Below are 20,148 nucleotides of genomic sequence, written 5' to 3' on the forward strand. Positions count from 1 at the left end.
GTTGAAATGAGATTCGATGATCTTCCAAAGTCCGAGCAGGAGGCTTTGACCGCATACAGATGTGAAATCGCGGCCGAGATGGAGGCGAAGGACGAGCCGACGCCGGGAGACCCGACCACGGATCCGCGCTGGGATTCATCGCGGGAGCTGCGCCGACTGAACTCCCAGCGGCATGCGCTCGACCGTGAGATCGAGCGCACCGTTGAGACGAGTCGCAATCACGGCCAGTCCTGAAACACCATCGGCCGAGCGCTCGGCGTAACCGCCGAAGCAGCGCGGCGACGCTGCAGCAGAATGCTGCAAACCGCCTGACGTAAGCAAAGGTCGCTTTTCATATTGGCGCTTCTGTGAAGCTCGATGATTATGTATATAAGTATCCGAAAAACGACGGATACCGATAGATTCCGGAGCGGATCCCATACTATGTTTCGTCCCATGAATTATGCCGCTTCCGGCGCATTCACACGCATGTACCGGAAGCGGCGGGGGAACGAAACAGCACTCGTCCTGCACGGTACCGTCAGTCGACCAGATTGCTTTGCTGTCGCTTGGAGACCAGGGCGAGGATGATGCCGCCTGCGGCGAGCAGGAGTGCGACGACCACGAACATGGTGGTGCCGACGGAGCCGGTCAGGGGCAGTTGGGTGAGGTGTTCGACGTTGGAGACGACGAGCGTGGATCCGTCCCCGGAGGGCTTGACGAGCGAGTCGCCCAATGATGCGATCCTGTCGAAGCGGATTCTGGCGGCGGAGCCGTGGTCTGCGGTAATCGTGACCTTGAACCGCACGTCGAGGTCGCGGTATCCGTCGGGTATGCCGGTCTCCTTCACCCAGTAGGTGCCGGCGGCAAGGCCGGTGAACGCGACCACGCCGTCATCGCCTGATGTGGCGGTCACGTCCATGTCGGGCTTGTCGGCGCGACGGTATTTGTCGGCGTCGGTGAAGCCTTCGCCGGCGTAGAGGGTGAAGGTCGCGCCCTTGAGCGGGGTCGTGCCGTCGGAGCCGGTTTTGGTGAACCGGAATCCGTGGGTGTAGACGCGGGTGTCGGGAGGGGTTATCCTGCCGGTCTGGTTCGTGGCCGGGTCGTTGGAATAGGTGAGCGTGACGCCGTTGGTGTTGCCTGCGCCGTCGATGACCGCGTCATCGGTGAGTGTGGCCGAATAGGAGATGCGCACCGCTCCCCCGACCATGCCGTTGCGCCCCTGCGTGTATGTCCATGAGGACAGGTCGATGGTGATGACGGTGGCCGTGGTCCCGTCCGCAGGGCTGCTGGCCTCGACCGTCCATGCGTCCTGGGGTACGGGCGTCCACGTCGCGCCGTCCGGGCTGGATTCGACGGTGAGGTCGTCGTTGAAGCGCTGGCCTTTGGACAGCGTGTCCTCCACCCGGAACATGTAGGGGCTGTCCGCCTCGTTCGCGTATTTCGACGTGTCGGGTATCTGCGTGGCGATCCGGTAGTCCACGGTGTCGCCGACCGACCTGTCGGCCGTCTGCGTCTGTCCGCCGTCCTCGATGATGCTCTTGTCGATGGCGAGCCGTTGGTTCTTGACCTCCACGGTGCCGTCGGCGTTGCCGATGGGCGGCGTCGCCCCGGTGATGGCCGTGCCGACGAGGATCGGCGATGATTTGGTGGTGCCTTCGGCCGCCGTGTTGGCGTCGATGAGCATGTAGAGCCCCGGCGTGAGCCCGTCGAAGACCACCTTGGATATGGTGCCGTTGTCCCCTGTGATCGGCGTTCCCGTGGTGGGCGCCGTGCCGGCGATCAGGTCGGTGGCGGCCATGCGTTCGGCGAAGATCCTCCATGCCGGTGAATCCTTGGCGTCTCCCTGTCGGGCCAGCCATGTGATCGGGTCACCGTCCGTCGTCTCCTGGTAGTCGTCGGCGACGCCTGCGCCGTCGTCCTTGGCGGGCAGCGATGCGATGACCGCGTCCTTGGCGGCGGGTTCGACGGCCACCGTGACGGCGGTGCCGTCGATGGTGAATCCGGCGAGTCTGGCCACGCGGAAGTCGGGGCCGTTCAGGGAGTTCGAACCTTCTGCGGTTAGGGTGATCGTGTCACCCAGGGCAGGCGTCGTCTGTTCGGCGCTGGCGGTCGCCGCCATGGTGGCGAGCAACATGGATGCGGTGACCGCCGCCATGGCCATGCGCGCCATGCGGCGCAGGCTTGGGATTGATGTCATGATTGCTTGTTCCTATCGACTGATTTCCCCGTAGTGCGGCACCGGGTTGGTGCCGCACCCGTCCGGGATCGTGGTGCGGGTTGTTTGACCGGCGCCTCCGTTGGCGCCGACCGCATGGCGACCAGTATGCTGCCGCGATGCGGTCTTGGTGGTCACGCGTCGTTTTCCGCGCCGTCCTCCACCGTGGCGTCGGAATCGGCGCATGCGAGCCGTGCGACGATTCTGACGGGATAGGATCCGGCCTTGCCCCGTGCGAGGCGTGACTGTTCGTTGTGGCGGCGGTTGTATACCATGCGGTGGATCTCCGGATGGGCTTCAAGCCACCTGCTGAGCCGCTCGAACCCGGTGCGCATCTCGACGTCGGTGCGTTTGCGCTGCCGGGTGATGACCTGGTGGAGGACTGCCACATGCCTCGCGTACTGGCGTTCCTTGTAGGTCATGCCTCCGATGACCCCGTGGGAGACGGGTACGAGCAGGCTTCGGGCGAGGCAGGACATGAGCACCGGGCATCGCATGCACAGGCGTTTGGCTGCATGCTTGAGGTTGTCGTCGCGGCCGACGTCGCCGTCGAGGCCTATCTGCATCCACAGCATGTCGTAGAGCTCGACGTCGGCCTGCGAGCACAGGCCGTCCGGCGGCAGCATCGAGGTGTGGATCCATTGCGCACCCGATGATGTTCGTTCCCTGTCGCCCATGGTCACCACCGTCCCCGCGTCCGGCCCATGGGCGCCGCGGTGACGCCGGACGGCATGGGCCGCCGGCTGCCGCCGTGCAGCGGGCGGTTGCGGTCGTCATGCGAGCACAGCGGGCATTCCTCGACGTTGATGATGCCGTCGAGGTGGCGTTGGGCTTCGCCGGTGCGGTCCGCGCCGGCGGCGGGGAACGTCCGGTACCCGTAGACCGGACATCTGGCGACGGTCGAGGACGACACCAGCACGGCCGGATGCTTCATCGCCGTGTCCGCCCCGATGGCCGCCGCAGTCCCCTGGGGCGCCGGTGTCGTCCGCCGTTTGGCCCGCTCGTGGCGTCGTGCCAGTCGCAGCTCCTCCCAACGGCGTTCCAGCGACCGCACGTTGAGCATCTTCCCGCACCAGAACCCGTCCGACGCCACCCATGCGGCCATGTCGAGGGCGGGCTGCGCGCCGTGTGCGGCCATGAGCCTGACGGCGGCGCGCCGGTCGGATCGTCGCGGCCGGTCGGCGGCGATCCCCTCCCTGCGGAGGATGTCCGCGAAGGCGATGAGGAACGCCGCCGCCTCGGTGCCGGATGGCGTGCGGGGCCGTCCGCGCTTCGGGGAGCTGTCCCCTTCAGGGGACAGTGGGGAAGGTTCGCATGGCGGTTTGGATGACGTGGCTGTCACCGCCCCGGCGTCAACGGTGTCACCGGCGCCGGCACCGGCATGCTCGCGGTATTCTTCGGCGAAGCGGCTTCGCGCATGATCGTCGAGGCTGATCTCGTAGACGATGGGACGCTTGTGTGCGGGGATCCTGCTGACCCGGCTCAGGTTGCGCGACCGGCGTATGAACCCGTGCTCCTCCAGCCATCGCAGGTGGCGTTGCACGGTCCTGTCGGAGCATCTGACATCCTTGGCCAGCGTGGGCACTGAGGGGAAGGCGTGGCGGCCGAAACGGTCGGCATGATCGGCGAGATGCGCAAGGATGGATTGCGCGATATGGCTGGGGATGTGGCACGTGACCGTCATCACGTAGCTGTAGGCGGCGACGCTCATCTGCGGCCTCTTCCCGCAGGATGCAGGCTCATGGACAGGCGCACCGGGTCGGCGCATCCGCAGGCCGAGCCTGGCCGCACCGGGTGTGGATGATGGGCGGGTTTGCCGTCGCGCCATTCGCCGCGCGGCCGTCCGGGGATAGGATTGATGCGGATCTTCATTATGGGTTCTCGTTTCTCATGGTGGATCTCGCATGGCCGGGTCACGGTTCCCGATGCCACGCTGGCCGGAATCCATCGGCGTCGGACGAGACTTTCCAGGGACCGTCCGTTCCCGCTGGCATTCCGGCGTTCAATGCTTCCGCCCAGTCGATGTCATGCGCGGAGGAAAGCACCTCCTTCCCCGTTCGTCCTGTACCGGCGTCGCCGGCGTCGGCCGCTTCGTTGCGGCAGTCGATTCGCTGATGCGAACCGGGGAAAGGCGCATCACGGTTCAATGATGGGGGGGTGTGCGCGTTCCGCGCCTTTCCAAGGAGCCCCCGTATTATTGGCAACCCTACCCCACATCGTCCGGCGGCTTCCGCATCACGTGGGGGTTATCGGCATATGGGGGCATCACGTTCGTTTATTCCATGCCTGCGGGGGTGCAAACCATACGTATGGCGGCTCCCCTGTGGCATTCGGACCATGCCGCGACTACGCTGGCTGGTGGTTGTCAACGAAGGCGATGATACACATGGGTGCGATGAAGCACCATCCCGAACCATGGGAGCCATGGGTCGATGCATGGGTGAGGTATATGGAATCCCGTCACTGCGGTCGTTCCACCATCGAATACCGCAGATCAAGGATCTATTCGTTCGCGAGATACGTCGGCAGGATCCCCGCCGACGTGACCGGACGGGATGTTGATTTCTGGCTGCACCGACGAGGGGCCGGGGCGAACACGCTGCGCACCGACCGCTGCGTCCTGTCGTCGTTCTTCTCATGGGCCGCCTCCGCTGGCCTGCGCTCCGACCCCGTGGCCGCAGCACCGCGGTTCCCGCGCGCCGAAGCCGTCAAGGACATCGCGTCCGAGGCGGACATGGCGCGCGGCAGGGCCTATTGGGACGGACGGAGCCGGATGATGGTGATGCTCGCGGGCGACGCCGGATTGAGACGCGGCGAAATCGCGGCGCTGCGCGGCAGCGACCTGCATGCGGACGGCCATGGCCGATACCGGCTGGACTGCGGCACCGGGGTGCGCAGACGCAGCGTTCCGGTCGGAGCCCCATTGGCCCATGCCATATCCTGCCGTGGCTGCGGATACACGTTCCCTGGCGAGAAGGGGCTGGCGCACGTGTGCGCCGACACCGTATGGAGGTCGGTCAAGCAGGCCGCCGGCCGTTCCCCGGACGCGCTGCGCCGGCGGTTCGCCGTCAACGCGCTGCAAGAGACCGGCGGCGATTTCACCGAGGTGTCACGTCTCATGGGCATGGCGAGCGTCGAATCCCTGAAAGGCTTCATCGGGGATGCCCGCGTCCACGATTGAAATGTCGGCGGCACCGTCACGTCCGGAGGTGGTTCCGCGTCCGTCCCGTCCATCATGGCGTCGCCCAGCAGCTATGCCATGGCCTGCGCGTACGCGCCGGAGGGCGGGATGATGTCCGGCACGCCCCACGGCGGGGATACAGGGTCCGGAGCGACGGAGGCCATGTTCTCGGGCTCGTCGGCCGTCTCCTCATTGGCGGGTGCGGCCGGGGTCTTGCGTGGCTCGTAGAGCGCCGCCACCTCACGGTCGGTCACGTCGAACAGTCTCTTCAGGTCGGCGCGGCCGACACCCAGTTCCGTGGCGATCTCCTGGAGCATGGGCCTGAGCCGTCCGACGGACGCGAGATACCTGTCCATCTCGTCGTACAGGCCGGACAGGAGCCTTCGCCGACGCTCCAGGCCCTTGCGCTCCTCCTCCGTGGCACGGGCCACCCATTGTGCCCTGGCCTTCGCGTTCCTGCTTGCCGTCATGATGATCCTCCTTGATCGCGGGGCGTAAAACCGTCCGTGACCACTTGCCGGCCACGTCCGGTGTTGGATGGTCACAACGCCCTTTAGTCAAGCGAGGTTAACGATGACGGACTCACTTGGTGGTCACCCCCTGTTTCCCGTACGGGAAACAGGGTCAGCAAGCATAGCAAGTGTGGCCACACTCGCCCCGTCGCCGGCACGGCCGGCGACGGCGGGACACCCGGAACCCGATAGGCGGACGCCATGGGCGAGAGCGTGAACCGGAGGCGCCCCGTGGTCCGCAAGGTCACGTTCACGCATGACGAATGGCGTCAGGCCGACGCCTTCTACCAGCGGGTGAGACGTGCGCGCGGCGGCGCATTGCCGTTCACGTCGCATGCGCGCGACCTGCTGATCAACGCGCATGCGGTGACCGTCACGGTCGCCCTGGACCCGGCCATGGTCCGTGCGGACATGGCGCGCATCGGTGGCAACATCAACCAGATCGCGCACCGGGCGAACATCGCCGGCCATGCGTCCTCAGCCGAGCTCGCGCTCGTGTTGGAGGCGCAGGGCGAGCTGCGCGCCCTGCTGGCGCGCATGTGCCGTGAGCGGGACGAGGCGTTGGAGGCTGCGGGATGGCGGTCGTCAAGATGAACCAGATCAAGACCACATTGGCCAAGTCGGTCCGCTACATCGCCGACCCGGGCAAGACGCGAGGCGGCGCATTGGTGTCGTCGAACTATTCGGATGACGTCACGGACGCGGGCCTGCTGGCGGACCGCATGATGCTCACCCTCGACGACGCGGCGACCTCGCGGCGCGCGGACGGCGTGCTCGCCCATCATGTGATCCAGTCGTTCAGCCCCGAGGACAGTGCGAGGCTCACGCCCGAACGGCTGCATGAGCTGGGCGTCCGGTTCGCCGACGAGATCACCGGAGGCGAATACCAGTATGTGATCGCCACGCATGTGGACCGCGGCCACACGCACAACCACATCATCATCTGCGCGGCCAGCCAGCTGACGGGCCGCAGGATGCGCGTCCGGAAGGACACGCTCGCCCGATGGCGGACGGTCAGCGACCGGATATGCCTGGAGGAGGGTCTCACGGTCCTGCCGGAACGGGCACGGGGGCAACGGTACGGGGTCAGCCTGGCCGAACTGTATGCGTCGGCGAAGGGGGATGCGGTCAAGACTCGCATCCGCGCCGTCATCGACATGGCGGCGGCGGGCTCGCATGACTTCGACTCGTTCCGCCGTCTGCTGGGCGACCATGGCGTGCGTGCGGCCGTCCGCGGCCGTCATCTGACGTTCCATGACACGGCGAGCGGGATGAAGGTGCGTGACGTGCGACTGGGACGCGCCTACGACGAGCTGAACATCATGGCGCGCATCGGCCGCAGTACCGTCACGGCCATCAGCTTCAACCGCAGGCTGGTCGCACGCCGCGACGGGGACATGCTGCTCATATGGGTCCCCGGCACCGGACGGCGGCAGACGATCGCCGTCCCGGCGACGCGCGTCGTACGCGACGGGGACACCTACCGCGCCTACCTGCCGAAGGCCGACCCGGTCACGGTCATGGACGGGCAGGGACGGTACGCATGCCGGATGGACACCGGCGATCTGCACGCGCATTTCGCGCCGCTGCCCATCCGCTCCATGGGCTCCCCGCAATCGTCCGTCCCCGAATCGTTCGGCCGTTCGCCCGCCCACCGGCGTTGGCTGGAGATGCGGGAGCGTCAGTTCTCCCAATTGGACGAGCTGACTGACAGGCTCAACCTCGCGAGCCGTCTGGCACGTCGCGGGATCACGGTCGCGCAGGCGCTGGCCGAGGCTGACCGGCGGCTTCAGGATGCGCATGACGCGTTCCAGGCGACGCTGGTCGCACTCGACGAGACCGCCGCGCAGCATGACGGGACGGTGCCGGCCGACCTGCTCGAGGAGCTGAAACGGCATGAGGCCCGTGTCGAGGCGCTGGCCCATGAACGTGACCTGCTCCGCTCCCTCGACATGCAGACATCTCCCATTCAGGAGCCTCCCATGCAGCGGCGTACCGGCGGACGGCATCGCACGCCGGACCCGGTCTGACCACAGTGAAGGAGTATCGATGATCGACGAACGTCTCGATGACGCCGGCCGGCAGGCCGTCATGGGGCTGACCCTCGCCGGCGGCGGCCTCACGCTGCGCGTCGGCGCACGGACCGCAGCATGGTTCGCCCGCACGCCGTCGCATCTGCTCAATGCCATGCGCGGCGCGGTCAGGCATGGCCGCGACACCGGTCGCATGAGCGAACGGCGTCTGCAGCGTCTCGCCAAGGGCGACATCCATGCGATCGAACTCGACCGGGACCAGGTGCGGTCGGTGACGCGCAGCCTGAGACGGGCCGGCGTCCGATACGCGGTCGAATACGGCGGCGACGTCGCATGGATCCATTTCGAGGGCCGGGATCTCGCCCATGTCACGCATGCCGTGCGCCGCGCCCTCGATGACATCGGATTCGAACTGCACCTCGACGGACGGTCCCGAACGACGACGCCGGGCGACGACGAGGAAGGCCGGCAGCCGGCGGAGGATGCGAAGCCATCCGCGCCCACAGCGGGGCATGACGGCGAACAACCGACACCACGGCCCGACACATCCAGGACTGAACCGGCCGCCGGCCGGGATGCGCCACAGACGCCGGCGAAGGTGAGCCGCACAGACACGCTGCGCCGGCTCAGGGAGCTCATCGCGGAGAAGCTCCGTGCCAAGGCCGGGGGCCGTACGCCGCTGCCCCGTCATGAACGTACGCGCGCACGATGAAGGAGGATATGACGATGACGGCGAGACGATACGCGTTCATCCGGGGACGACTATTGGACGACCCTGATTATGGGCTGTCCGGCACGGGGACGGAGACGGTCACGCTGCGAATCGGCGTGAGGATGCCCACCGGGTATGCGGAGCCTGTCAGCATCGAGGCGGGCGACGCCATGCCCTCGTATTGCCGTCGCAGCCGGCTCAGGCAGGGCGACATGGTCGTGGCGAGCGGATGGATGACGCCGGAGGGCGAACCGTTATGGCCGTCGGTGATGGCCGAGACGGCGACCCTGTCCGCGGACATGCTCGCCGCCGGCACGTCCCTCGACTTTAGGGAGGAGGGATGAGCCGCACGGTATCGCAGACGCACATCGACGATCTGATCTGCGCCGAACGCGGGGCAGGCGTCGTCTCATGGCATGGCATGAACATGCTCGTCATCAGCTACGAGACCGCAGCGGAGGAGGCCGATGCTGGACCGGCACTCCTCCGCCGCCAGACGACTGTGACCGGGTATCCAACCCCTATGCCGTCTGAGACCGCTCCCCCGCCGGCTACGGATCATGAGTCCGGGCCGGTGGGCCGCGACATGGTGCTCGACGCGCTGCGCCGGCTCAGCGCCGACAAGATTGGACGCCGGCGCCGGACGGGCGGCGGACAGCATGAAAGCAGGCTCCCATGAACACGATCGCGAAGACATTGCTGGCGGCCGTGCCGACTGGCGTGCTGCTATTCTGGTTCGGCAACCGGATGTCAATGAGGGTCCGCACCGGGCTCGCCTCCGGCGAATCGGTCTCGCAGGTCACGGACCGCATGTTCGACTGGCTCACGGACCCGTTCCGTCTCTCGGCGGACAGGACGGACGTGCTGTGCGGCTGTCTTCTGGTCGCCGTCGTGGCCCTGGCGGCGCTCTACCGCTGGTCGATGCGCCGGGACCTTCGCGAGGGCGAGGAGCACGGTTCGGCACGGTGGGGCGGCGCTTCGGACATCCGCCCCTTCCGCATGGGCGCGGGCGAGGATCTGCTCATGACCGCCAGCGAATCGCTGGGCATCGACGGCAGGCGGACCGGACGCAACCTCAACGTGCTGGTGATCGGCTCGTCGGGGTCGGGCAAGACCAGACGGTATGTCCTGCCGAATCTCAGGCAGGCGAACATGTCCTATGCGGTCACCGACCCGAAGGGCGAAATCCGCGCAGCCGTCGGCGACATGCTCGAAGAACATGGCTATGAGGTGCGCTGCCTCGACCTCATCGACCTGGAGCGTTCCGACATGTTCAACCCGATGCGCTACATCAACCCGTCCGATCCCGAGGCGGGAATCCTGAGGCTCACCGAGAACATCATCGCCAACACCTCCGGCGACGGCCGACGACCCGAAGGGGGCGACGGGTTCTGGGAGCGTGCCGAACGCAACCTGCTGACCGCGTTGACCGCGTGGGCGTATTTCGCCGAACCCTCCCCCACGCTCACCCATGTGCTCGACCTTCTGCTGCTCATGGACGCCAGCGAGACGGACGAGACCTTGCAATCGGATGTGGATCTCATGTTCGAGTCGGCACGCGAACTGGTCGCCGAATACCGGCTGGACCCGTCCCGGCATGACGAGGATTCGCGGCGCACGCTGGAGGGATTGGACTTCGCCTGCCGCCAGTACCGCAAGTTCGTGCAGGGCGCCGGCGAGACGAAACGCTCCGTCATCACCTCATTGGGCGTCAGGCTCGCGCCGCTGGAGGTCGGCAGCGTCCGCAGGATTCTCTCGGACGACACGATCCGACTGGACGAGGTCATGAGCCGTCGGAGCGCGGTGTTCCTCGCGCTGCCTGACACCGAGGGCACGTTCTCCTGCCTCGCCTCGATCTTCTACCAGTGCCTGTTCGAGTCCAACGTGTACCGTGCGGACCATGCCGGGAACAAGGGCCGTGAGGGCGGCGGAAACATCCCCCTGCACTGCTTCCTCGACGAGTTCGCCAACATCGGACGCATCCCCGGATTCACCAGGCTTATCGCGACGCTGCGCAGCCGCGGCATCTCCTGCTCGGTCATCATCCAGAACTACGCACAGGGCAAGTCCATGTACCGGGACGACTGGGAGACCATCGTCGGCAACTGCGATTCGATGCTGTTCCTCGGCGGCACCGAGACCAGCACCCTAGAATGGGTGTCCAAGCGGCTGGGACATCAGACCATCGATGTGATGGACGACAGCGAGAGCAAGGGCGCCAACGGCACGTACAGCGTGAGCTGGCGTCGCACCAAGCGCGAACTCATGCAACCCGACGAGCTCGGACTGCTGGACACCGAGGAATGCATCTACATCCTTCGTGGCGTCCGACCGTTCCTCAGCCGCAAGATATCCACTTCCCGCTGCTCCGATGGAGGAACAACTCGAAACAGTTAATTAATTAATTATATATATAACAAGATTGTGTCCACGAAAACGGAGGTGTTCATTGGGATAACCGATGAACACCTCCGTTAATAATGGTTGAATGTCTTACAGCCCGAGCGCCTTCTTCTTGGCCGCATCGAACTCGTCATCACTAAGAATTCCAGCATCATGAAGCTGTGCTAGTTTTGCCAAATTATCCGCAATGTTGTCGCCCGCCTGCATCGTCGGGGTCACATTCGTCGGTGTGGTTGCAGAAACAGAAGGCATATAGTCGTTGGCTTCATTGGTATCCTTGGCAACTTGGTTGGTCACTGCGTTGACGAAAAGAACCGCTTCCTTGACATGTTTACGGTCAGCTTCGGCAATCCAAGCGAAGCCGGGTCCTTCGATGGTCACGTACTTCTCACCACCTTTTTTCTTCTTGAAGGCAAGTGCGAATGGTCCGGCAAGCAGAAGCCTTGTGACAGTCACACGAGATTCGAGAGCGGAACCGTTCTCTACGCTTGCAATCACACCCTGAAGGTTGCGTTTTTCTCCATTACACCAAATCTGATGCTCATACAAGTCGATGACTGTACCATCGTTGCCCTTGAATCTTTGGATCCGTCTCCCCTCGGGGAAACGCTTCTCGTATGCTACTTGATGCTCTTTCAACTTGGCTTGTTGCTTGGCGAAACTTGTTTCGTTCGACTGGTCATGTTCGATTGGCGTCGGGTTAGACGGGATGCAAGCATTGACGGCTTCCGCCAGTTGTGCAAAGTCTTTTGATTGTTGCTTGGTGTAGATTACCGAGTACGGTGCGAGTCGTGCTTGTGTTGCACTGGTATACAGTTCGCTGGTTTCTCCGTTCGGAAGCATGACGCTTACGCAGAACAGTCCATTGATGAACAGATTTGCCTTGCCGAGGCTCACACTCACGACTGAAGACATCGGAATCACCGTTTTTTCGATACCAACGATACTGTTTCCGAACTTGGTTCTATTGATAGTGATGGTCTCACCGTCGAATGTCACCGTGGCTCCATAACCTTTGACTTCCATTGTCTCCATGCTCTGCCTTTCTCCCTTGTTGCAGACACCGATTCCAGCATAACCTGCCGAGTCTGTGTGTCGTGGGTTTGGCAAGTTGCGAGATGCAAGGTGTTTTTCCGCAGATGCCGGCATGGTGAATGGCCTCTCCGTCATGCGTTTTCTTGTCCTTCTACACAGACTCGGCGAGACCTATCCTGCCGACGAATCGTTATGTTCCCATTGCTCCATTGCCCCTCGTACACGACCTCCATACCAGTTTCCGAGCTTGCCGATTGACAATGAACAGTTTCATATGCAACGACCGATGGAACCGACATGTGGGCCCCGCGATGAATTATATTAATTATTTAATAATTTAATTATTATTCTCATCTCCTACCGAAGAGACGTCACCGGACCAAGACACGCTGACCGAAAGCCATATCGTTAATTATTTAATTAACTAATTGTCGAGCCCCTACGAGTCTTTACCGCCTGGGAGGTCCAGCGGTTTGCTCAGCCATCCATGCCGGCCGTTCTCGTACACGTCGTCGGACAACACATAGCCGTGCCGTTCGTAGAACGGGTAGTAGTCGAATTCGGCATGCACCCATGCGCTCTCCCCGCCGAGGGCCGCTATCCGGGATTCGGCCTCGTCCAGCAGCGCGGACCCGACGCCGTGGCCGCGCGCCTTGGCGAGCACCGCGAGACGCGCGATGACGTGCCGGTGTGGTTCGACGGTGGTATCGAGGTAGAAGCGGCATGTCCCGACCGGCTTTCCGGCGTCGTCGAGCGTGAGCAGGTGGGTGGAGGCGCCGGGCTCGTCCCATTCGTCGAATTCGGGCCTCCATGCGCTCTCCCGTACGAACACCAGCGTTCTGATGTCCCGCTCCTGCTCGCCCATGGCATCGTATGCGCGAACCGTCACCGTCATGAGATGCGGCCCCCTTTCCTGCACGTCGACGTTCAGCCGACGAGCCAACGGTATTTGGCGACCGAGTACAGCGGGATGAACGGGATGAGGATCGGCGTCCGGGAGGCATACGTCCGGTACTCGGGGTCGTCGCCGTAGTTCTTGTTCTGGCGGATCTCCAGCCTGCGGGCGCCGCCGAACATGATCCACACGATGCACAGCCATCCGGCCGTCGCCGCAAGCCACTGCCACACGCCCTCAACGGCTGTAATCCCCGAGACGAATACGCCTGTCCAGGTCAGCACCTCGCCCAGATAGTTCGGACAACGTACCAGACGGAACACGCCCACATCGCAGAACCGGTGCGGATGCGCCTGCTTGTACCGGTTCTTCGTATGGTCGGCGACCGACTCCAACACGATTCCCGCCCCCATGACGCCGATGCCGGCCACGGCTGCGGCGTCCACGGGCGCATGAGTGGTCAAACGGAACAGAATCGGCGACGTCTCGCAGGCATAGAGCAGCGCGCACGACAGCCACACCACGACCTTCACCGGCAGCGGGGTGCCCGACCCGTCCTTGATTTCGTTGCGCATCGTCTCGCGGTAGGCGGCGCTGCGACATTCGCGCACCATGAGATACCCGCCGAGACGGCAGCCGTACACGATGAGCAGCACCGACATCGCCAGTGGGACCGGAGCACGCGCGTCCAACGACATCATCGTCAGCATCAAGCCGATAGTGGCGACGGAGAACCCGTATCCCAGCGAGATGAACCATACGAACCTGCGGAAGCCGATGGCACTGACAAGCGCTGCCACACCGAATAACGCTAAAAACTCCATGCAACAAGCGTAAGGCGTTTTGGCGGGTTACTTGTAGGTAGCCACGCAGTTCCGTAAGGCAAAGCTAAGCAAAGTGTGATAATTAAATAATTAATTAACAACAACTGGCATGCAACGATGGTTCCGATAAAGGTGGATGCGCTGTCAAGAAGGCGACTGCGAACAAATGCTGACGAAGGGGGATGTGGATAACTCGGATTTTTTCGCATCTACTATAAAAACTATAACTAACTATAACAATATAACACTATAAGGGGTGTCTCTGAACCCAAGCGGGAGTAGGGCTGAGCGGGCATCGACGACTACGATAGTCCACTATTTTTACTACGATAGTCCACTAAAACTACTACGATAGTCCATCAAAATCGCTACGATAGTCCACTATTTTTACTACGATAGTCCACTACCCAATGGTGCGAAAACTGCGAAATGCTACGATAGTCCACTAAAAATCGCTACGATAGTCCACTACGCCAGAGAGTTATCCACATCGTCCTGAGGGACCCTTCAGGCATCGTATTGCTACGATAGTCCACTAACTGCCATCCAGTCGCGGGAAGGCGACCACGATGATGGACTATCGTAGCGTCTTCACGCGCAGGCAACTCATCAGGGCTTGTACGGCATCAAGCAGCAGTATTGCTACGATAGTCCACTATCGCAAACCTCCGCTCTGGTCCCGCGCCTCCGATGATGGACTATCGTAGCTAGGCTCTCGGGTCTTGCCGGCCGCCCTGACGCCAAACGGCTTCAACCGTAATGCTACAAAAGTCCATCACTACGAGTGCGGGACGACGGTTCAGGAACCGGGCCGATGACCTCTATCAGGAAGGCGCTGCCATGCTGAATGCTTGGAATGACGCCGATCTGCTTGGGTGAATAACCGGAGGGGCGCGAAACGCTATGATAGTCCACTAGCCGTCAGATGGTCGGTTGAAGCTCGATGATGGACTATCGTAACGTGGCTCCTGCGATAGACAGCCCGCTACGATAGTCCACGAATCCGGTGCCGTACGATGCTTCGGATCTTATGATTGGCGGATTGCCACGATACTGTTCGATACCCGGTATCCGCGGAATGACGCCGATTCTCGTCGCAAGCACCCTGCTGGTGCGAGAATCGGCGATGTGCGGCGACGCTACGATAGTCCACTGCCAGCCGTGCGTTGGGGCGGATGATAGTGGACTATCGTAGCAGTGGAGCTGGCACCGGTCCGGGCGCGATACCGGCCATAGCCCGGTGAATCACCATGCGGTTCGCATTCTCGGCGCTTCAGCCGTTATCGGCTTGCAATGGCCGCTACGATAGTCCATCAATCCGGACGTATCCCCGGGCCTATACGACCGCGTTACCACGAGGCGGTCCGGGGAGTGAAGGCCGCAGGTAGTGGACTATCGTAGCAATGCCGGTATGGTACGTCATTGCTTCCTGCGCCGTCTCGTCGAACCTCGACGCACGGTCTTGATTTCACCAGTAATCTGGTCGACGGTGCTCTCGCGTTGGCCTATCGCGGTAGGACTGGGGAAGAGCGTCACACCCTCGCTGCTGACGACGAACCTCGCCATCGGGTACACCTGATGGACCCTGTCCAACGCACGGCGGAACTTCATCTTGAAGTTGCGGATTTCGCCGATGCCATCGCCGAAGCGCTCATACAGCCATTCCCAAGTGATGGGGAGGGGATGATTGAGGTTCTTCATGCTGCCCGTCATCCACACGTAGATGTCGTAGGGAAGCACGCTTCTTCCACTCAGCAGGAGAGAACTCGCCCTTGTGTCGAACGGTGCGGATTCGCGCGCGAGACGCTCGTACACCTCCTTGGTGAGCACGAAGGCGCTGCCGGAGAACGCGGAGTCGTCGTCCTCCTTGAATCGCACCATCTCGACGAGAGGCAGGGAAACGAGATCATGCATCCTGCCCCCGGCGAAGCCGGTGGTCCTGCGGATGGAGATATGGCTGGCCAGCAGCAGCCTCAGCTGCTCCTGGAGCTTGTCCGCCGTCTTGCCCCCGCGCGGCAGGCCCAGCTCGTTGCACAGCTGCCAGATGGAGGGGATGGTGATGGTGCGCGTCGCGGGATCCACGTATTCGGTCTTCGTACGCTTCGCGGCCCTGATCTGCTTGGCTATCCACGCCATGATGAGGCGCGGGTACTTGCCGTAGGGGAACTTCCTCTTGCGTTCCTCGGGATCGATGCCGGCTTCGAGGATGTACTCGATGGCGCCGTTGGTCTTGCTGACGAAATCCGTCCCGGCCTTCGGCTGGGTGGAGGGGAACAGCGTGGAGGTGAGGATCGAATGGCCGTACCAGATCTCCTTGCTGCTCGGCTCACGCTGCTCGATGTCCATCAGCGTCTGGACAACCAGTGCCTGTGACTCGCTCATGCCGCCTTCACCTCGTCGCGTCGATTCCATGCGCTCCATGGTACATGGGAAACCCGAATAATGGTAATTAAATAACTAAATAATTATTTAATTAAATAACGTGTCCCTGCCCTGCAGGCTGTAGACTGTGGGTGGGCATGACATTGTCTGATTGTGTTAAATAATTAATTAACAAGGGGTGGAGGATGAAGATAACCATCGCCAACGCGAAAGGCGGCGTCGCGAAGACCACGACGGCGGTATACCTGGCCGCGGCCGCGGCAATGAGGGGGCTCGACGCTCAGGTGCTCGACGCCGACCCGCAGTCCTCGGCGAGCCTGTGGGCCGACCTCGCGTCCGACAACGGCGATCCGCTGCCGTTCGAGGTCGTCCCGGCGAACCTGTCCACGCTGACGCGTCTGAAGCCGGCGGAGGGGGAGTGGCGGTTTATCGACGCGCCGCCGTCGGGAAGGGTGCTGGAGACTGCCATCGACGTGGCGGACTTCGTCATCGTCCCCACCTCCGATTCGCCGCTCGACCTCCAGCAGGCATGGGCGACGCTCAAGGCGGTGAGCGACAAGAAGCCGGCCGCCGCGCTCGTGGTGCGCGCCGAGATCGGCACCACCGCGTTCAAGGAGACTTTGGAGGCGTTGGACCAGAACGATACGCCACGGTTCGAGACCGTCATCCGCAAGCGCCAGGAGATCAAGAAGTCCCTCGGATGGAACCCGACCAAACTGTTCGAGTACGGTGACGTGCTCAGCGAGCTCATCAAGGAGATCGAATCATGAAAGGCAACCGCAAGGCCTACCGGCCCGTCACGACCGAACGCGAGATCAAGGAGGTCAAGGACGTGTTCCGCGAGGACGACGACAACCGCGGCGTCGACGACCCGCTGGTCATGACCTCCATCAGGATCCATTCCTCGGTAAGGACGGCGGCCAAGGTGTATGCGACGACCCACGGCATGAAGATGCAGGAGGTCTTCGAGAACGCGATCAGGCAGTACGTGGACAAGCAGGAAACCGTTAATTAAATAATTAATTAGGTATTTAATTAACTGGTACTTGAGCGGGGTATGGGCCGCCCAGAGGAAGACCGTGCAGCCAGGGAGCGGGACGTGGCGCGTCCGAGGATGGCCGAGCCGTTCGGGAAGACTTGGTCGGACGGTCACGCGGCATCGGAGGAAGGGGAGCCGGATTATGACGACATTGCCGGGCGACGATGGGCAATCGGATGCGACGGCGTCGGGAAGCCGTTCGTTCACGCCGGAGCAGGTGCGGTATCTGGGCTCCCTTCCGGCGGTGAGCACCGTCGGGCCGAACAGGATCAGATACGAGAGGGGATTCGCCGCCGCATGCCTGAAACGGTACCGGCAAGGCGCCGCGCCGACGGAACTGTTCCGCAAGGCCGGGCTGGAGCCGGAGCTGATCGGCCGCAAGAGGATCGAGAGATGCTTCTTCCGGTGGAAGGAGCGCGAATCGGCGATTCTGCGATATGCGCAGGAGGATGACGGCTGGTACTTCATCCATGGCGATGTGCGGACGAAGGGGGCGAAAACGGAATCGAAGGGGGCATCCGTCGGCGAGGTGATGTGGCTGGTGCCCGGGAGCGTACGCGACCGGGTCATGGAGCAGCTGGTCTCCTACAACGAGATGCTTGAACGGGAGAACAAGCAGCTGCGAGAGCTCCTAGCCGAAGATGAAGGATTCAGAGCGGACAATATGACCCGTCGGGGGGACTTGACGGGGGGGGTTCGATGATATCCCTACTCGTAGGGGGTAGGGCCTCCACGCAATCGTGCGGCATGCGGTTATATGCCGTCCGGTGCGCCTGGAACAAGGGTGTCACTGTCCAATCAACGTTGACTCCGGTTTTCGCGCACCCGTGATTGTGAGCGTTAACAACTTAAGGAGCCGTAACGCAATGAGAATGAGGAAGATATTCGCCGGGATCGCCGCGGCGGCGACGCTGCTGGGCGGCATGGCCTTGGGGGCCGCCAGCGCCAACGCAGCCGAGGTCAAGCCCGATGTGACCACGTAAAGCATGGGACTGACCGTGACAGCCGGCACCGCCAGTGATATCAACGGGCGCGACCTCGTCGCCATCAAGGTGGGAAGCTATGTCGGCGCGACCATCGACAACAATCCGACCATCCATGTGACCAGTCTCGAGGTCGGAGCCACCGGGGACAACGGCATCGACACGGCTGTGAAGACCGCCCTTGACGCTGTGGATCCGGACTGGGCCACGACATCCCCCGAATACCGGAACAACCCGATCGCGTATGTCGCCGCCAAGTATGAGGATTCCGGATCCCCCACCTGGTCGGGTACGCTGCGCAAGTTCGTGGACAAGCTCGCCGAACAGCAGGCGGTGAAGGACGCCGCCGGCACCGCACTGACGACCTCGCCTACGGGCAGCACCGCCACCGTACGCAAGCTCAGCCAGGGCCTGTACCTCATCCTCGACCGTTCCACCGCCGAGCAGCTCGGCGACCGGAAGGCGGGCATCCCTATGTTCGTCGGCACCGGCGTGGACTACATCAACACCAACGGTCAGCCGTTCGGCTACCCGGGCGCCAACGAGTTCGCCGACGGTTCAAGGCTCGGATTCGTCGATCTGAAGGCGGAGAACACCAACATCTCCAAGGACTCCGACAAGGACCTCGACGGCACCGTGCAGATCGGCGACACCGTCACCTACACCCTGCAGTCCATAATCCCGAACACCGCCAATATGAACGCGTCCGCCGACCCGACCGTGCAGAACCCGGCCGCCGACGCGTTCACCTACCGGCTGATCGATACCCCCGGCACCGGACTGACCGTGAAGGCCGGCACCACCCCCACCGTGACGGTCATCAAGGACATCAACGACCCCACGAAGAACGAGACCCTTGATGCTGCTAAGGACTTCACGCTGACCGGCTGGCCTGCGGCCGACGCCGACGTGGAAGGCAACGGCACCACCCAGATGATCATCGACCTGTCCAAGTGGGCATGGGCTAACGGCAAGAGGAACGACTACGCCGGCAAGACCATCAAGGTCACCTACCAGGCCACCGTGAACTCCTCCGCCAGCAAGACCGTGGACAACAAGTTCAAGGTCAGCAACAACGACAAGGAGGCCACCAACAGCCTCAAGACCTTCGACTTCGCCTTCACCAAGGTCGGCGGCGACAACAAGACCCCGCTCAAGGGCGCCACGTTCACCGTGTACACCGACCAGGACTACACGACCGCATACCAGCAGAACGGTGCTGACGTGACCGCCACCTCAGGCGATGACGGCGTCGTCGCGTTCAAGGGCTTCAAGGCCGGCACCTACTGGGTGAAGGAGACCGTCATCCCGACAGGCTACATGCAGCAGGTGGTCGGCAAGCTCAAGGTCGACATCAACCGCGACGGCACCATCACCATCACCGACGAGAGCGGCCTCGGCCTCTACACCGATGCCAACGCCAATGTGGGCAACGCCCATACGGTGAAGAACGTCACCTCTCTCACGCAGCTGCCGCTCACCGGTGCCGCCGGCACCGCATTGTTCACGGTGGTCGGCGTGCTGCTGGCCGGTGCGGGCGTCACCGTGTACCTGCGCACCCGCCGCATGAAGAAGCAGCTGGTCGCCTGACCCAAAACCGGCAAGACCGGCGGCATGCCGTCGCATGGCCTCCACCCGCGCATCACGTGGATGGAGCCCGCGGCGGACGCCGTCCGGTCTTCCCGTCTTCGCCCCTCCCGGGCGAAGCGCCGCATCCGATACCAGAGATGCGGCATCACACACGTAATCGTATTGGATTGATACCTTCGCCACATCGCCGTGCGGGGCATCAGGGAAAAGGTTGAAGCATTGATGGGACGAGTCTCGATGAGAATCATGGCCATGATGGCCATACTGGCCATGGGGCCGATGGCCGTAGGCGTCGCACAGGCCGACAACGGGGTCCCCGCAGCCGACGCATCATCCCAGACGGTGAGTACACCGGTCACGGA

Annotated in this window: 21 protein-coding genes; 12 read left to right on the forward strand and 9 right to left on the reverse strand. The window is 62.9% G+C overall.

The genetic code is table 11. The features are described from left to right. The first annotated feature begins 6 nt into the window (after positions 1-6). On the forward strand, positions 7-234 hold the full coding sequence (locus tag BW14_RS08255) for a hypothetical protein (RefSeq protein ID WP_181162347.1): 228 nt from the start codon (positions 7-9) through the stop codon (positions 232-234). 286 nt (positions 235-520) lie between these two features. Here the strand turns inward: BW14_RS08255 and BW14_RS08260 are convergent, their stop codons facing one another. The 4 genes from BW14_RS08260 to BW14_RS12030 all read right to left on the reverse strand — a co-directional run bounded on the left by BW14_RS08260 (position 521) and on the right by BW14_RS12030 (position 4,069). Further along, on the reverse strand, positions 521-2,179 hold the full coding sequence (locus tag BW14_RS08260; RefSeq protein ID WP_140490138.1) for a SpaH/EbpB family LPXTG-anchored major pilin: 1,659 nt from the start codon (positions 2,177-2,179) through the stop codon (positions 521-523). Positions 2,180-2,331: 152 nt separating this feature from the next. Further along, positions 2,332-2,874: a WhiB family transcriptional regulator gene (locus tag BW14_RS08265; protein WP_140490140.1), complete on the reverse strand. Its 543-nt coding sequence runs from the start codon at positions 2,872-2,874 to the stop codon at positions 2,332-2,334. Between the two features lie 2 nt (positions 2,875-2,876). Further along, a complete protein-coding gene (locus BW14_RS08270) occupies positions 2,877-3,908 on the reverse strand; it encodes a helix-turn-helix domain-containing protein (RefSeq protein WP_181162348.1) in 1,032 nt (343 codons plus the stop codon). Continuing rightward, complete coding sequence (locus tag BW14_RS12030; protein ID WP_181162349.1) at positions 3,905-4,069, reverse strand: hypothetical protein; 165 nt, start codon at positions 4,067-4,069, stop codon at positions 3,905-3,907. Before BW14_RS12030 ends, BW14_RS08270 begins: the two co-directional genes overlap by 4 nt. 514 nt (positions 4,070-4,583) lie before the next feature. On the opposite strand from BW14_RS12030, the gene BW14_RS12035 reads away from it, so the two are divergent. Continuing rightward, positions 4,584-5,378: a phage integrase N-terminal SAM-like domain-containing protein gene (locus BW14_RS12035; protein ID WP_181162350.1), complete on the forward strand. Its 795-nt coding sequence runs from the start codon at positions 4,584-4,586 to the stop codon at positions 5,376-5,378. Positions 5,379-5,449: 71 nt separating this feature from the next. Here the strand turns inward: BW14_RS12035 and BW14_RS08280 are convergent, their stop codons facing one another. Then, positions 5,450-5,848 (reverse strand): hypothetical protein, encoded by a 399-nt coding sequence (locus tag BW14_RS08280; protein WP_140490145.1) that lies wholly within the window; start codon positions 5,846-5,848, stop codon positions 5,450-5,452. Between the two features lie 243 nt (positions 5,849-6,091). Here BW14_RS08280 and mobC point away from each other — a divergent pair, with 243 nt between their 5' ends. The 6 genes from mobC to BW14_RS08310 are packed head-to-tail and all read left to right on the forward strand — an operon-like array spanning position 6,092 to position 11,032. Further along, entirely contained in the window at positions 6,092-6,484 is a 393-nt protein-coding gene (mobC, locus tag BW14_RS08285) for a plasmid mobilization relaxosome protein MobC (protein ID WP_140490147.1), read from the forward strand. Beyond that, positions 6,466-7,920 carry a relaxase/mobilization nuclease domain-containing protein gene (locus tag BW14_RS08290; RefSeq protein WP_140490149.1) on the forward strand — a complete coding sequence of 485 codons (1,455 nt, stop codon included), beginning with the start codon at positions 6,466-6,468 and terminating at the stop codon, positions 7,918-7,920. The genes mobC and BW14_RS08290 overlap by 19 nt, the downstream gene beginning before the upstream one ends. Before the next feature lie 19 nt (positions 7,921-7,939). Continuing rightward, the gene (locus tag BW14_RS08295) at positions 7,940-8,635 is read left to right on the forward strand and encodes a DUF3801 domain-containing protein (protein ID WP_181162351.1); all 696 of its coding nucleotides are present in this window, start codon (positions 7,940-7,942) and stop codon (positions 8,633-8,635) included. Between the two features lie 8 nt (positions 8,636-8,643). Further along, a complete protein-coding gene (locus tag BW14_RS08300) occupies positions 8,644-8,979 on the forward strand; it encodes a hypothetical protein (protein ID WP_140490153.1) in 336 nt (111 codons plus the stop codon). Then, positions 8,976-9,314, forward strand: coding sequence for a hypothetical protein (locus tag BW14_RS08305; RefSeq protein ID WP_140490155.1), 339 nt, complete (start codon positions 8,976-8,978; stop codon positions 9,312-9,314). The genes BW14_RS08300 and BW14_RS08305 overlap by 4 nt, the downstream gene beginning before the upstream one ends. Then, entirely contained in the window at positions 9,311-11,032 is a 1,722-nt protein-coding gene (locus BW14_RS08310) for a VirD4-like conjugal transfer protein, CD1115 family (protein ID WP_140490157.1), read from the forward strand. The genes BW14_RS08305 and BW14_RS08310 overlap by 4 nt, the downstream gene beginning before the upstream one ends. 96 nt (positions 11,033-11,128) lie before the next feature. Here the strand turns inward: BW14_RS08310 and BW14_RS12105 are convergent, their stop codons facing one another. From BW14_RS12105 to BW14_RS08330, 4 genes are all read right to left on the reverse strand, one after another. After that, positions 11,129-12,073, reverse strand: coding sequence for an SHOCT domain-containing protein (locus BW14_RS12105; protein WP_219847190.1), 945 nt, complete (start codon positions 12,071-12,073; stop codon positions 11,129-11,131). Positions 12,074-12,512: 439 nt separating this feature from the next. Further along, positions 12,513-12,968, reverse strand: a complete 456-nt coding sequence (locus BW14_RS08320) for a GNAT family N-acetyltransferase (RefSeq protein WP_140490159.1) — start codon at positions 12,966-12,968, stop codon at positions 12,513-12,515. A 32-nt stretch (positions 12,969-13,000) separates the two neighbouring features. After that, positions 13,001-13,768: a DUF1295 domain-containing protein gene (locus tag BW14_RS08325; protein ID WP_258186095.1), complete on the reverse strand. Its 768-nt coding sequence runs from the start codon at positions 13,766-13,768 to the stop codon at positions 13,001-13,003. Positions 13,769-15,211: 1,443 nt separating this feature from the next. Beyond that, positions 15,212-16,204, reverse strand: coding sequence for a replication protein RepA (locus BW14_RS08330; RefSeq protein ID WP_258186096.1), 993 nt, complete (start codon positions 16,202-16,204; stop codon positions 15,212-15,214). 155 nt (positions 16,205-16,359) lie between these two features. Here BW14_RS08330 and BW14_RS08335 point away from each other — a divergent pair, with 155 nt between their 5' ends. From BW14_RS08335 to BW14_RS08350, 4 genes are all read left to right on the forward strand, one after another. Further along, a complete protein-coding gene (locus BW14_RS08335; RefSeq protein WP_140490165.1) occupies positions 16,360-16,944 on the forward strand; it encodes a ParA family protein in 585 nt (194 codons plus the stop codon). Continuing rightward, complete coding sequence (locus tag BW14_RS08340) at positions 16,941-17,189, forward strand: hypothetical protein (RefSeq protein WP_140490167.1); 249 nt, start codon at positions 16,941-16,943, stop codon at positions 17,187-17,189. The genes BW14_RS08335 and BW14_RS08340 overlap by 4 nt, the downstream gene beginning before the upstream one ends. Positions 17,190-17,355: 166 nt before the next feature. After that, on the forward strand, positions 17,356-17,916 hold the full coding sequence (locus BW14_RS08345) for a hypothetical protein (protein WP_140490169.1): 561 nt from the start codon (positions 17,356-17,358) through the stop codon (positions 17,914-17,916). A 283-nt stretch (positions 17,917-18,199) separates the two neighbouring features. Further along, positions 18,200-19,786 carry a SpaA isopeptide-forming pilin-related protein gene (locus tag BW14_RS08350; protein ID WP_140490171.1) on the forward strand — a complete coding sequence of 529 codons (1,587 nt, stop codon included), beginning with the start codon at positions 18,200-18,202 and terminating at the stop codon, positions 19,784-19,786. Positions 19,787-20,148 lie beyond the last annotated feature (362 nt).

It is taken from the genome of Bifidobacterium sp. UTBIF-68, from assembly GCF_006408855.1.
In the GTDB taxonomy this organism is placed as follows: Bacteria; Actinomycetota; Actinomycetes; order Actinomycetales; family Bifidobacteriaceae; genus Bifidobacterium; species Bifidobacterium reuteri.

Excerpts from the sequence above, each read along its gene's own strand:
- BW14_RS08255 (WP_181162347.1), top strand. The coding sequence starts at position 7 with ATGAGATTCGATGATCTTCCAAAGTCCGAGCAGGAGGCTTTGACCGCA.
- BW14_RS08260 (WP_140490138.1), bottom strand. The coding sequence starts at position 2,179 with ATGACATCAATCCCAAGCCTGCGCCGCATGGCGCGCATGGCCATGGCG.
- BW14_RS08265 (WP_140490140.1), bottom strand. The coding sequence starts at position 2,874 with ATGGGCGACAGGGAACGAACATCATCGGGTGCGCAATGGATCCACACC.
- BW14_RS08270 (WP_181162348.1), bottom strand. The coding sequence starts at position 3,908 with ATGAGCGTCGCCGCCTACAGCTACGTGATGACGGTCACGTGCCACATC.
- BW14_RS12030 (WP_181162349.1), bottom strand. The coding sequence starts at position 4,069 with ATGAAGATCCGCATCAATCCTATCCCCGGACGGCCGCGCGGCGAATGG.
- BW14_RS12035 (WP_181162350.1), top strand. The coding sequence starts at position 4,584 with ATGGGTGCGATGAAGCACCATCCCGAACCATGGGAGCCATGGGTCGAT.
- BW14_RS08280 (WP_140490145.1), bottom strand. The coding sequence starts at position 5,848 with ATGACGGCAAGCAGGAACGCGAAGGCCAGGGCACAATGGGTGGCCCGT.
- mobC (WP_140490147.1), top strand. The coding sequence starts at position 6,092 with ATGGGCGAGAGCGTGAACCGGAGGCGCCCCGTGGTCCGCAAGGTCACG.
- BW14_RS08290 (WP_140490149.1), top strand. The coding sequence starts at position 6,466 with ATGGCGGTCGTCAAGATGAACCAGATCAAGACCACATTGGCCAAGTCG.
- BW14_RS08295 (WP_181162351.1), top strand. The coding sequence starts at position 7,940 with ATGATCGACGAACGTCTCGATGACGCCGGCCGGCAGGCCGTCATGGGG.
- BW14_RS08300 (WP_140490153.1), top strand. The coding sequence starts at position 8,644 with ATGACGATGACGGCGAGACGATACGCGTTCATCCGGGGACGACTATTG.
- BW14_RS08305 (WP_140490155.1), top strand. The coding sequence starts at position 8,976 with ATGAGCCGCACGGTATCGCAGACGCACATCGACGATCTGATCTGCGCC.
- BW14_RS08310 (WP_140490157.1), top strand. The coding sequence starts at position 9,311 with ATGAACACGATCGCGAAGACATTGCTGGCGGCCGTGCCGACTGGCGTG.
- BW14_RS12105 (WP_219847190.1), bottom strand. The coding sequence starts at position 12,073 with ATGGAGACAATGGAAGTCAAAGGTTATGGAGCCACGGTGACATTCGAC.
- BW14_RS08320 (WP_140490159.1), bottom strand. The coding sequence starts at position 12,968 with ATGACGGTGACGGTTCGCGCATACGATGCCATGGGCGAGCAGGAGCGG.
- BW14_RS08330 (WP_258186096.1), bottom strand. The coding sequence starts at position 16,204 with ATGGAATCGACGCGACGAGGTGAAGGCGGCATGAGCGAGTCACAGGCA.
- BW14_RS08335 (WP_140490165.1), top strand. The coding sequence starts at position 16,360 with ATGAAGATAACCATCGCCAACGCGAAAGGCGGCGTCGCGAAGACCACG.
- BW14_RS08340 (WP_140490167.1), top strand. The coding sequence starts at position 16,941 with ATGAAAGGCAACCGCAAGGCCTACCGGCCCGTCACGACCGAACGCGAG.
- BW14_RS08345 (WP_140490169.1), top strand. The coding sequence starts at position 17,356 with ATGACGACATTGCCGGGCGACGATGGGCAATCGGATGCGACGGCGTCG.
- BW14_RS08350 (WP_140490171.1), top strand. The coding sequence starts at position 18,200 with ATGGGACTGACCGTGACAGCCGGCACCGCCAGTGATATCAACGGGCGC.